Source organism: Aeromicrobium sp. Root472D3, assembly GCF_001426485.1.
GTDB lineage: Bacteria > Actinomycetota > Actinomycetes > Propionibacteriales > Nocardioidaceae > Aeromicrobium.
In genome coordinates this window covers 2,843,168-2,854,726 of sequence record NZ_LMET01000001.1, presented here as the reverse complement: position 1 = coordinate 2,854,726, position 11,559 = coordinate 2,843,168, and the positions used below count along the sequence as shown (strand labels likewise).

At 70.9% G+C, this 11,559-nt stretch carries 13 protein-coding genes; 7 read left to right on the top strand and 6 right to left on the bottom strand.

What is annotated here, in order from left to right; all coding sequences use genetic code 11:
- Positions 1–47 precede the first annotated feature (47 nt).
- Positions 48–878, bottom strand: coding sequence for an SDR family oxidoreductase (locus tag ASD10_RS14035; RefSeq protein WP_056609448.1), 831 nt, complete (start codon positions 876–878; stop codon positions 48–50).
- A gap of 64 nt (positions 879–942) precedes the next feature.
- Between ASD10_RS14035 and ASD10_RS14030 the strand changes: the two genes are divergently transcribed.
- Entirely contained in the window at positions 943–1,347 is a 405-nt protein-coding gene (locus ASD10_RS14030) for a helix-turn-helix domain-containing protein (RefSeq protein WP_056610580.1), read from the top strand.
- A 114-nt stretch (positions 1,348–1,461) separates the two neighbouring features.
- Here ASD10_RS14030 and glnA read toward each other — a convergent pair whose 3' ends face one another.
- The gene (gene glnA / locus ASD10_RS14025) at positions 1,462–2,883 is read right to left on the bottom strand and encodes a type I glutamate--ammonia ligase (RefSeq protein ID WP_056609447.1); all 1,422 of its coding nucleotides are present in this window, start codon (positions 2,881–2,883) and stop codon (positions 1,462–1,464) included.
- 177 nt (positions 2,884–3,060) lie between these two features.
- Between glnA and ASD10_RS14020 the strand changes: the two genes are divergently transcribed.
- On the top strand, positions 3,061–3,432 hold the full coding sequence (locus ASD10_RS14020) for an RDD family protein (RefSeq protein ID WP_056609444.1): 372 nt from the start codon (positions 3,061–3,063) through the stop codon (positions 3,430–3,432).
- A 157-nt stretch (positions 3,433–3,589) separates the two neighbouring features.
- On the opposite strand, the gene ASD10_RS14015 is transcribed toward ASD10_RS14020, so the two are convergent.
- Complete coding sequence (locus ASD10_RS14015) at positions 3,590–4,297, bottom strand: DUF4191 domain-containing protein (RefSeq protein WP_056609442.1); 708 nt, start codon at positions 4,295–4,297, stop codon at positions 3,590–3,592.
- 10 nt (positions 4,298–4,307) lie between these two features.
- Positions 4,308–5,231, bottom strand: coding sequence for a lipoyl synthase (gene lipA, locus ASD10_RS14010; protein WP_200938327.1), 924 nt, complete (start codon positions 5,229–5,231; stop codon positions 4,308–4,310).
- A 74-nt stretch (positions 5,232–5,305) separates the two neighbouring features.
- Between lipA and ASD10_RS14005 the strand changes: the two genes are divergently transcribed.
- From ASD10_RS14005 to ASD10_RS13990, 4 genes are all read left to right on the top strand, one after another.
- Positions 5,306–6,574 (top strand): sensor histidine kinase, encoded by a 1,269-nt coding sequence (locus ASD10_RS14005; protein WP_056609437.1) that lies wholly within the window; start codon positions 5,306–5,308, stop codon positions 6,572–6,574.
- Entirely contained in the window at positions 6,571–7,233 is a 663-nt protein-coding gene (locus tag ASD10_RS14000) for a response regulator transcription factor (protein ID WP_056609435.1), read from the top strand. Before ASD10_RS14005 ends, ASD10_RS14000 begins: the two co-directional genes overlap by 4 nt.
- A gap of 75 nt (positions 7,234–7,308) precedes the next feature.
- Positions 7,309–8,193, top strand: coding sequence for an ABC transporter ATP-binding protein (locus tag ASD10_RS13995; RefSeq protein WP_056610577.1), 885 nt, complete (start codon positions 7,309–7,311; stop codon positions 8,191–8,193).
- Positions 8,190–9,410, top strand: a complete 1,221-nt coding sequence (locus ASD10_RS13990) for an ABC transporter permease (protein ID WP_056609433.1) — start codon at positions 8,190–8,192, stop codon at positions 9,408–9,410. Before ASD10_RS13995 ends, ASD10_RS13990 begins: the two co-directional genes overlap by 4 nt.
- On the opposite strand, the gene lipB is transcribed toward ASD10_RS13990, so the two are convergent.
- On the bottom strand, positions 9,400–10,116 hold the full coding sequence (lipB, locus tag ASD10_RS13985) for a lipoyl(octanoyl) transferase LipB (RefSeq protein ID WP_056609431.1): 717 nt from the start codon (positions 10,114–10,116) through the stop codon (positions 9,400–9,402). The two genes, ASD10_RS13990 and lipB, sit on opposite strands and share 11 nt — an antisense overlap.
- 79 nt (positions 10,117–10,195) lie before the next feature.
- Here lipB and ASD10_RS13980 point away from each other — a divergent pair, with 79 nt between their 5' ends.
- Positions 10,196–10,648 carry a hypothetical protein gene (locus tag ASD10_RS13980; RefSeq protein ID WP_056609428.1) on the top strand — a complete coding sequence of 151 codons (453 nt, stop codon included), beginning with the start codon at positions 10,196–10,198 and terminating at the stop codon, positions 10,646–10,648.
- Positions 10,649–10,666: 18 nt separating this feature from the next.
- On the opposite strand, the gene ASD10_RS13975 is transcribed toward ASD10_RS13980, so the two are convergent.
- A complete protein-coding gene (locus tag ASD10_RS13975; RefSeq protein WP_056609426.1) occupies positions 10,667–11,557 on the bottom strand; it encodes a TIGR01777 family oxidoreductase in 891 nt (296 codons plus the stop codon).
- Positions 11,558–11,559 lie beyond the last annotated feature (2 nt).

Here is an 11,559-nt window from a genome sequence, read left to right as displayed (position 1 = left end):
GGTCGGGTCCTCAAGGTCGACCAGCGGTCCCGCGACCCGTCGTGGCGTCAGGCGCCGATCTCGTCGAGCCACGCCGCGACGCCGCGCGGGGAGAGCCCGAGCAGCCGCTGGGCCGAGGTGGCGGCGTCGATGACGTCCGACGGCTGGGTCTGGCGCCATGCGTAGGAGTCGATCACCGGACGTGCGCCGGCCTCGCCGAACATCGGGATGATGTCGCGTCCGAAGTCCTCGGGGTCCTGGGGCTCGAAGGCGATGTCGGTGCCGTGGTGCTCGGCGAATCCCGCGGCCAGGTCGGCTCCCACCAGCGGCGGGAGCGCGCCGACGCCGATGCGACCCGTGATCGTCCGGTCGAGGAGCAGCGCCACGACGGCGTCCGCGACGTCCAGGTGCGACGCCCACGACAGCGGGTAGTCGGCTCGCACCGGGTAGCGCAGGACGCCCTCGGCCTGCACCGCCTCGGTCACGGGCGGCAGCAGCAGGTTCTCGAGGAAGAGGCGCGGCTGGACCACCGCGAAGGAGACGTCGTCCGCGGTCAGCGCGTCCACGAGGGCCGCCAGGCCTGACCCCGGTTCCAGCGGGTAGCCGCTGGTCGAGACCACCACTCGCGGGACCTCCGCACTCACCACGGCGGTGCCGATGTTCTGCCCGGCCGCGAGCTGCTGCTCGGCGCTGCCGACGGGCAGGTGGACGAAGACGCCGGTCGCGCCGCGGTAGGCGGAGGTCAGCGAGTCGACGGACGCGACGTCGACACTGACGGCGGGGCCGTCGGTCGACGAGGTGTCGCGGACCGCGGCCGTGGCGGAATGGCCGGCGGCGCGCAGGAAGGACAGGACGGGGGAGCCTTGGGCGCCGGTGGCGCCGTGGACGAGGTAGGTCATGCAGCCATTAGTGCATATGATGCATCGGTTACGTCAACTGCACTAATGGCCTATCGTGGAGGTCATGGGAAATGAACAGGTCTGTGTGCCCGAGTGCGGCGTCGCTCGGTTCCTGATGCTCCTCGACGGGCCCTGGGCGACGTTGATCGTCCGGGAGCTCTTGCACGGCCCCCACCGCTTCAACGAGCTGGTCGAGGCGCTGCCCGGCATCAGTGCTCACACCCTGACGCATCGCCTCAAGCGTTTCGAGGCGCATGGGCTGGTCACGCGCACCGCGTACGCCGAGATTCCTCCGCGGGTCGTGTACGAGCTGACCCCGGTGGGCCTGCAGCTGCGTGACGTGCTCGAGGCCATGAACGCGTGGGCCGACGCGGTCCCTGCGCCGGCCTACGAGGCTGCGATGAGCGAGACCGGTCCGGTGCAGCGGTTGGCCGCCAACTACGCCCGCGCCGCTCGGCTCGACCGCTAGCGACCGTCAGGCGCGTGCGAGCACACGCGAGCAGCCCCCGCCGGCGGGCTCCCGGAGGAGCCGCCGACGAGGGCTGCTGAATCGTGCACGTCGGGGCCTGCTCGGCCCGTCCGATCAGATGTCGTAGTACAGCTCGAACTCGTGCGGGTGCGGCCGCAGCTGCACGGGCAGGATCTCCTCGGTGCGCTTGTAGTCGATCCACGTCTCGATCAGGTCGGGCGTGAACACGTCACCGGCGGTGAGGAACTCGTGGTCGGCCTCGAGCGAGTCGAGGACGGCGTTGAGCGACGTCGGCACCATGTTGATGGCGTCGTACTCCTCCGGCGGCAGCTCGTAGATGTTCTTGTCGATCGGGGCAGCGGGCTCGATCTTGTTCTTGATGCCGTCGAGGCCGGCCATGAGCAGCGCCGAGAACGCGAGGTACGGGTTCGCCGACGGGTCGGGGCAGCGGAACTCGATGCGCTTGGCCTTGGGGTTCGAGCCCGTGATCGGGATGCGGACGCACGCCGAGCGGTTGCGGGCCGAGTAGACCAGCGCGATGGGGGCCTCGAAGCCCGGCACCAGACGACGGTAGGAGTTGACCGACGGGTTGGTGAAGGCCAGCAGCGACGGCGCGTGCTTCAGGATGCCGCCGATGTAGTGACGCGCGAGGTCCGACAGTCCGCCGTAGCCCGACTCGTCGTAGAACAGCGGCTTGCCGTCGTTCCAGATCGACTGGTGCACGTGCATGCCCGAACCGTTGTCGCCGAAGATCGGCTTCGGCATGAACGTGACGGTCTTGTCGTTGGCCCACGCGGTGTTGCGGACGATGTACTTGAACTTCATGACGTCGTCGGCAGCCTTGAGCAGGGTGTCGAACTTGTAGTTGATCTCGGCCTGGCCGGACGTGCCGACCTCGTGGTGACCGCGCTCGAGGACGAGACCGGCGTTGGTCAGGTTCGTCATCATGTCGTTGCGCAGGTCGGCGGTCTTGTCGGTCGGCGCGACCGGGAAGTAGCCGCCCTTGTAGCGAACCTGGTAGCCGCGGTTGTCGTCGATGCTGTCGCCGGTCGACCAAGCGGCCTCGGACGACTGGATCTCGTAGAACGACTTGTTGGCGGCCGTGCCGTAGTTGACGCGGTCGAAGATGTAGAACTCGGCCTCGGGGGCGAAGAAGGCGGTGTCGCCGATGCCGGTGGTCGCGAGGTACGCCTCGGCCTTGCGGGCGATGTTGCGCGGGTCGCGCGAGTACGCCTCGCCCGTGATCGGGTCGTGGACGAAGAAGTCCATCGCGATGGTCTTGCGGGCCTTGAACGGGTCGACGTACGCGGTCTTGATGTCCGGGAACAGCACCATGTCGGACTGGTCGATCGTCTGGAATCCGCGGATCGACGAGCCGTCGAACGCCACACCGCTCTCGACCATGTCGGCGTCGAACGTCGACGCGGGCAGCGTGACCTGCTGCTGGATGCCCGGCAGATCGGTGAAACGGACGTCGAGGTACTCGACACCCTCGTCCTTGATGAACTTGAACAGCTCGTCGGCATTGCCGAACATGTGGCCTCCTAGACCGCGGGGGGCGGCCTTCGTTTGTCGAACCGGCAGGAAAGTGCGTCACTGCACCGTATCGTCGACGCTAGGAGGATGCAGTTACCCGGCGGAGTCCGAAGTGTTTCGGGAGTGTTACAAGTGCCCGTCCGCGCCGTCCGAGGGTCCGCTCGATAGGCTCGCGGCGTGGAGATCCCCTCGCTGATCCGTCGCCTCGGCGCCCTGCTGATCGACTGGATCATCGCCGCGCTCAGCGCCGTGACCCTGGCCGGGGTGAGCTACCCGCCCGCGCCGCTCGACGAGGACCCGAGCCAGACGTTCATCATCATCGGCTTCTTCGTCGCCGAGGTCGGCATCCTGACCGGCCTGGTCGGACGCTCGATCGGCAAGCGCCTGCTGGGCATGCGCATCGAGAACCCCGACGGGCGTCCGATCGGCATCCCGCGTGCCCTGCTGCGCACGGTGCTGCTCTGCACCGTCCTGCCCGCGATCGTCATGACCGACGACAAGCGCGGCATCCACGACCTCGCAGCCGGCTCCCGCGTCGTCAAGGACTGACGGCCCCTAGGGAGGCCGCTTGCGGCCGACCGTGAGCGGAGCGAAGGGGCCTGACGCAAGCCCGATCACTCGCCACGCCTCGCAGACCGGCGGCTTCGCCGCGGGACGCTCACGCTCCGCTGGCGCGCGGCTGACGCGACGCCGCAGGCGGCGTCGGTCAGCCGCGCATCGCCTTGCGGTTGCCCTTCATGCTGGTCGGCACGGGGCCGCGCGGCATGGGGGCGGCCGGACGCATCGCGTCGAGGGCCTTGAGCTTGTAGACGAGCTCGCTCATCTGCGCCGGCTTGATCTTCTTCGGCAGCTTGTTGACGTGCTTGACGAGCTTCGTGAGGGGGACCTGGCCCTCGTCCTTGCCGACGATGATGCCGGTGACGGGCACCGACTCGCCGCCCACGCGGGCGTGCTTCTTGACCTCGGAAGCCAGCAGACCGCGCACCGCGGTCGGGTTGCCCTCGCCCACCAGGACGATGCCGGGACGGCCGACGACCCGGTGCACGACGTCCTGGTTCTTGTTGAACGACACGGCCGGCTTGACCTCCCAGCCGCGGCGCAGCATCTGCAGCGCGCCGGCAGCGGCTCCGCGCTGGCCCTCGACCTGGGCGTAGGCGGCCTTCTCGGCGCGACGACCGAAGACGATCAGGACGCCGAGGGTGCCGGTGAGCAGGCCGAACACGATCGTGATCGTGAGCCCGATCCAGCCGGTGCCGAACAGGAAGTAGCCGAGCGCCGCGAACACCCCACCCACCACGAGGAAGGTCAGCAGCAGGATCAGACCGATGTTGCGGTCGCTGCGCTTGGTGATCTGGTACGCCTGGCGCATCTGGCCGAGGCGGCCCGTGGCCGGCGTGGGGACGGAGTTCGACATGGGGGGCAGTCTACGGCGCGACGGGCGCCGCGCCCATGCCGCGTCCTGACTCGCGGGCCTGCTGGTAGAGCGATCCGGCGCGGTACGACGAACGGACGAGGGGGCCGGACATGACGCCGGCGAAGCCGATCTCGTCTGCCTCGGTCTTGAGCTCGACGAACTCCTCGGGCTTGACCCACCGCTCGACGGGGTGGTGACGCACCGACGGACGCAGGTACTGCGTGATCGTGATGAGGTCGCAGCCCGCCTCGTGCAGGTCGACCAGGGCCTGGGAGACCTCTTCGCGGGTCTCGCCCATGCCCAGGATCAGGTTGGACTTGGTGACCAGGCCGAAGTCGCGGGCCTGCGTGATGACGTCGAGCGACCGCTCGTAGCGGAACGCCGGACGGATGCGCTTGAAGATGCGCGGCACGGTCTCGACGTTGTGCGCCAGCACCTCGGGACGCGACTCGAAGACCTGCGTCAGCAGCTCGGGGATGCCGTTGAAGTCGGGGATCAGGTTCTCGACGCCCGTGTTCGGGTTGAGCTCGTGGATCTTGCGGACGGTCTCGGCGTACAGCCAGGCACCGCCGTCGGGGACGTCGTCGCGCGCGACACCGGTGATCGTGGCGTAGCGCAGCTCCATCTTCTGGACGGACTCGGCGACGCGGCGGGGCTCGTCGCGGTCGATCGGGTCGGGCTTGCCGGTGTCGATCTGGCAGAAGTCGCACCGACGGGTGCACTGCTCGCCGCCGATGAGGAACGTGGCCTCGCGGTCCTCCCAGCACTCGAAGATGTTGGGGCAGCCGGCCTCCTGGCACACCGTGTGCAGGCCCTCGCCCTTCACGAGCTTCATCAGCTCGTTGTACTCAGGACCCATCTTCGCGCGGGTCTTGATCCAGGCGGGCTTCTTCTCGATCGGAGTCTCGGCGTTGCGGACTTCGAGCCGAAGCATCTTGCGTCCCTCAGGTGCGATGGTCACGCGCTCAAGGGTACGCCTGTCCGGAAACGTGCCCTAGGCTCGGTCACGTGCTCGACCTGGACCGCGCGTGGGCCCGCCCCGCACCCGACCGGGCACAGGTGCGGGCGGACGTCGTCGGCGGCGTCGTCGCGGCGGTCGCCTCCGTGGTGTCGGTCGAGGTGTGGCGCAGCGGCGCGCGCATCGAGCTGTCCGACCCGCTGTTCGTCTACGGGCTGTTCGCCCTGGCGGGCCTGCTGTTCGCCGGACGTCGACGGTTCCCGCTGACGACGCTGATCCTCGAGTCCGTGATCTTCATCGTGATCGGCGAGCACCAGGCGCAGCTCGGCGTCGTCTTCACGCTCCAGATCGTGCTGTTCGTGGCGCTCTACTCGGCCTGGGCGTGGTCGCGGCGCCCGCGCGCGCTGATGGCGACCAGCGTCGTCGTGATCGTCGCGATGTTCGGCTGGCTGGTGTGGCAGTTCGTGCGCGAGGACCCGCCCACGGCCCCCCGGGTCGGCCTGCTGCCGCAGTACGGCGCGATGATCGCGTACTCGCTGGCAATCAACGTCATCTACTTCTTCGGTGCGATGGCCTGGGGTCACGGTGCGTGGCGCAGCGCGCGTCAGCGGGCCGAGATCGCCGATCGCATCGTCGCGGAGCGTCACGCGCAGGACCGCGACCGCGACAGCGCCGTGCAGGCCGAGCGGGTGCGCATCGCCCGCGACCTCCACGACGTCGTCGCCCACCACGTCAGCGGCATCGGCGTGCAGGCCGCCGGTGCCGGACGCGTCATGGACGCCCGCCCCGAGGTGGCCCGCGAGGCCCTGTCCGTCATCGAGACCTCGTCGCGCCAGGCCGTCCAGCAGATGCACCAGCTCGTGGGGCTGCTGCGCGCCGACGACGAGCGCGGCGACCGGGTGCCGCAGCCCGGGCTGGCCGAGATCGCGTCGCTCGCGTCGCCGGACGACCGCCCGGCCGTGACGTTCCGGCGCGTCGGTGACCCCTTCGAGGTGCCGCCGACCGTCGGCCTGTCGATGTTCCGCATCGCGCAGGAGGCCGTGTCGAACCTGCGCCGTCACGCGGGCGCGTGCGCCGGCGAGATCGTGCTGCGGTTCGTCCCGGCGGGGGAGCAGGAGGCCGCCGCCGTCGAGGTCGAGGTCATCGACGACGGCTCGGCCACGACGTCCGGCGCCGGCTCGGCCCCGACGTCGTCCTCGGGCGGGTTCGGGCTGACCGGCATCCGCGAGCGGGCCGCGATGCACGGCGGCGAGGCCGAGATCGGTGCGCGGCCCGACGGCGGCTTCCGCGTCCGCGTCCGCATCCCGGTGGCGACATGACGACGACGCGGGTGCTGGTCGCCGACGACCAGGCACTGGTCCGCACGGGCTTCGGCATGATCCTCAGCGCCGAGGACGACCTCGAGGTCGTGGGCGAGGCCGACGACGGCGACGTCGCGGTGCGGCAGGCGAGCGCCCTGCGTCCCGACGTCGTCCTGATGGACGTGCAGATGCCCCGCATGGACGGCATCGAGGCGACGCGCCGGGTCATCGAGGCGGTGCCCGACTGCAAGGTGCTGATCCTGACGACGTTCGACGACGACGACTACCTGTTCGCGGCGCTGCACGCCGGTGCCAGCGGGTTCATGCTCAAGAACTGCCCGCCCTCCGACCTGGTGGCCGCGATCCGCGTCGTCGCGCAGGGGCACTCGCTGCTCGCGCCCGAGGTGACGCAGCGGGTCATCGCCCGCTCGACCGGACGTCCACGGGGAGTCGTCGCGCCGGGGCTGGCCGAGCTCACCGAGCGCGAGCAGGACGTGCTCGTGGCGATGGGCCGCGGTCGGAGCAACGGCGAGATCGCGAAGGACCTGTTCGTCAGCGAGGCGACCGTCAAGTCGCACGTCTCGAAGGTGCTGACCAAGCTCGCGGTCCGCGATCGCGTGCAGGCCGTCATCGTCGCGCACGAGTCGGGCCTGATGGACGAGCACGGCACCGCCTGACCCCACCTTTGGGATGAGGCCTCTTCATCCTCGTGGCCGATGTGCGACGCGCGTCCGGCTCCTAGCGTGGACGGCATGTTGGACATCTCCTCCCTCAGCAGGTCGTACGACGGCACCGTCGTCGTGGACGACGTCACCTTCCGGGTCGTGCCCGGCCGCATGACGGGGTTCGTCGGGGCCAACGGCGCCGGCAAGACCACGACGATGCGGATGATCCTCGGCGTCCTGGCGCCGAGCGCGGGCCAGGTGCTGTGGAACGGCAGCCCCATCACGACGGGTCAGCGCCGACGCTTCGGCTACATGCCGGAGGAGCGGGGCCTGTACCCGCGCATGCGGATCACCGACCAGCTCGTGTTCCTCGCCCGGCTCCACGGGATCGACCGCGCCGAGGCGGACGGTCGGGCGCGCGAGCTCCTCGACCACTTCGACCTCGCCGACCGCGCCGACGACGTGCTCGACACGCTCTCGCTCGGCAACCAGCAGCGCGTGCAGATCGCCGCGTCGCTGATCCACCGCCCCGACGCGCTGGTGCTCGACGAGCCGTTCAGCGGGCTGGACCCCGTCGCGGTCGACGCCATGGCGTCCCTGCTGGCGAAGGAGGCGGGCGACAAGCCGCTGCTGTTCTCGAGCCATCAGCTCGACCTGGTCGAGCGACTGTGCGACGACCTCGTGATCCTGTCGAAGGGCAGGGTCGTCGCGGCGGGCTCGGTCGAGGAGCTGCGGGGCACGGGGGCCGACCGCTACCGCATCACCCTCGACGGGCCGGGCTCCGACGCGGCCTGGATCCGTGGCCTGCGCGGCATCGAGGTCCGCGACGTCGACGGCGGCACGGCGCTGGTCGACCTGGCGGGCACGACCGCGTCCGACCTGCTCGCGCAGGTCGTCGCGAGGGAGCCCGTCGCCGAGTTCAGCCGCGTCCGTCAGCCCCTGTCCGCCATCTTCCGGGAGGTCAACCGATGAGCACCGTCACCCCTGCACGCACCGACGACCGGACGTCCGCCGACGACGAGGTCCGTGGCGCGTGGCGCGTCGTCGCCGAGCGCGAGGTCACGACCCGCGTCCGCGAGAAGTCGTACGTCTACAGCGCCCTGTTCATGGTCGTCGGCGTCGTCGCGACGGTCGTGCTGACGTCGATCCTGGGCGGCCGCCCGACCGACTACACCGTCGCCGTGACCGACCAGGCGTCCGCCGCGATCGTGTCGTCGGCATCGGACGTCGTGAACCGGTCCGACGACGGGTCGACCGCCGAGCCGCGGGAGTTCACGTCGACCGCGGCCGCGGAGGAGGCGGTCCGCGACGGCGACGTCGACGCCGCCCTCGTCGCGACCGGGACGGGCTACGAGGTCGTCGGCGACGAGGAGGTCGACTCGACCCTCTCGGCCGCGCTCACGGCGGTCGGCACGAGCGAGGCGCTGCAGGCCAATGCGGAGCGCCTCGGGGTCGACCTCGACGAGCTGCAGGCCGGTTCGACCGTGTCGGAGCGCCTGCTCGACCCCGCGGAGAGCGACGCCGGCGCGCGCCAGCTCGCGGCCTACGTGTTCCTGATTTTGTTCTACATCACCGCGATCACGTTCGGCATGTCGATCGCGCAGAGCGTCGTCCAGGAGAAGGAGAGCCGGGTGGTCGAGATCCTGGCCGCGGCCGTGCCGATCCGGGCGATGCTGTGGGGCAAGATCGCCGGCAACACGCTGCTGGCGTTCGCGCAGATCCTGCTGCTGGCCGTCGCGGGCATCGGCGCGCTGGCGCTGACCGGCGAGACCGGCCTGCTGTCGTCGCTCGGCCCGGCGGTCGGCATGTACGTCGTGTTCTTCGTGCTCGGCTTCGTCGCGCTGGCCGGCCTGTGGGCCGTGGCCGGGTCGCTGGCGTCGCGGCAGGAGGACCTGCAGTCGACCACGATGCCGGGCCAGGTGCTGCTGTTCGCGCCGTACATCATCGCCTTCTCGGCGGGTGCCGGCGTCAAGACCGTCGTGTCGATGCTGCCGATCATGTCGGCGATGCTGATGCCGTCGAGGATGGCCGAGGGCGGTGTCCCCGTGTGGCAGATCGTCGTGGCCGTGGTCGTCAACGTCGTGGGCGCGGTGCTGATCGTGCGGCTGGCCGCACGGCTCTACGAGCGGACCCTGATGCGCACCGAGCGCAAGATCGGGTTCGGGGAGGCGCTGCGGCTCAGCGAGTGAGCCCCAGCACCGGCACGGAGGGCCCGGTCTCGGCCTGCTCGGCGAGATCGGGCCCCGGCGTGTACGGGTGCCACTCGAGCAGCTCGCTCAGGTGGGGCGCGATCGCGGCTGCCGCCTCCGGCACCGTGACGTCGCGGCCGAGCTCGGCCGACAGCGACGTGACGCCGGCGTCGGCGATGCCACACGGCACGAACCGGTCGTAGAACGACAGGTCGACGTCGGCGTTCAGCGAGAAGCCGTGCATCGTGACACCGCGCGCCACGCGGATGCCGACGGCGCCGACCTTGCGCTCGGCGCGCGTCGGCGTGGCGCCGAGCCACACGCCCGACCGTCCGGGCACACGTCCCGTCGTCACGCCCAGGTCGGCGGCCGCGCGGATCATGGCCTCCTCGACGCGTCGCACGAAGTCGACGACCAGGACGTGCGAGGGCAGCTTCGTGATGGGGTAGCCGACGAGCTGGCCGGGGCCGTGGAACGTGATCTTGCCGCCACGGTCGACGTCGACGACGGGTGTGCCGTCGAAAGGACGCTCGAACGGCTCGGTGCGACGTCCGGCCGTGTAGACCGGCGGGTGCTCGAGGAACAGCGCGGTGTCGCCGACCTCGTCGGCGACGCGGCGGGCGTGCAGATCGCGTTGCAGGTCCCATGCGTCGACGAAGTCGATCGCGGAGGAGCCGAACCAGTCGTCGATGATCTCAAGCGTCACGCCTCCAGCGTAGCCCCGCGGTCGACGCGCCTGTGGACGGAGCGAGGCGGCCGCCGGCGTCCACGACGACAGTGGGTGCATGGACTGGCTGTGGGTGCTCCTCGTCGCGGTGCGGGTGCTGTCGCCGTCGCCGGACGACCGGTGGGCGGTGCACCTGGCCGCCCTCGACGACGTGCGCGAGCAGGCGTTCGCCTCGGCCGACGCCTCGCTGCTGCGCGACGTCTACGTCGAGGCCAGCGCGGCCCGTCGTGCCGACGCGCGGCTGATCGCGGCCTACGCACGTCGTGGCGGCCGGGTCGTCGGCGCCGAGCTGCGGGTGCTCGACTGCCGGGTGGTGCGCGAGGGCCGGCACCGGGTGCGGCTCGAGGTCGTCGACCAGCTGGGGCCGGCCCGGGCGCGGTGGGACGACGGCACGTCGACCGCGCTGCCGCGAGACCGGCCGACCCGCCGAGCCGTCACGCTCGTGCGGGCGCCCGGGCAGGACGCCCGGTGGCGCATCGCGGGCACCCGACCGGCGCAGGACGCCGGCTGAGCGTCCTGCGCCGGCCGTCTAGGCCAGGGCGGAGTCGAGCACGGCCCGCAGGTCGGGGTCGGCGAAGGTGAAGCCGGCGTCGACCAGGGCGTCGGGGGAGACCCGCAGCGATCCGATCAGGTCGTCGGCGATGCCGCCGAGCGCCGCCTTGATCGCGAACCGCGGGACGGCCAGGAACGTCGGACGGTGCACCGCCTCGCCCAGGGCGTCGGTGTACTCGGCGTTGGTCGCCGCACCGGGGCTCGAGAAGTTGAACGGTCCGCTGGCGTGGTCGTTCTCGAGCAGGAACTCGACCCCGCGCACCCAGTCGTGGCGCGAGATCAGCGACATGTACTGACGTCCCGTGCCGAGCCTGGCCCCGCCGCCGAGCTTCCAGACGGGGAGCATCAGCTTGAGCACGCCACCGTCCTTGCTCAGCACGAGCGACGTGCGCACGAAGCACGTGCGGGCTCCCGCGTCGACCGCCGGCTGCGCCGCGGCCTCCCACGCCTGCGAGACCTCGGCCAGGAAGCCCGTGCCGGGGCTGCTGGCCTCGGTGAGCTCCTCGGCGCCGCGGTCGTCGCCGTACCACGACATGCCGGACCCCGAGATGAACACGGTCGGCGTCGCCGAGGCGGCGACGGCCTTGGCGAGCGTCGTGGTCGCGGCGAGGCGCGACGACCGGATCTCGTCCTTCGTGCTGGCGGTGCGGGGCCACTTCGAGATCGACGCACCCGTCAGGTTGACGACGGCGTCGGCCCGGTCGATCAGCCGCTGGTCGACGCTCCCGGCGTAGGGATCCCACCGGGACGCGTCGGCCGAGGCGTCACCCGACCGGACCAGCCGGGTGACCTCGTGCCCGCGCGCACGCAGGTGGGTGGTCAGGGCCGTGCCGAGGAAGCCCGAGGCCCCTCCCACCACCACGTGCACGA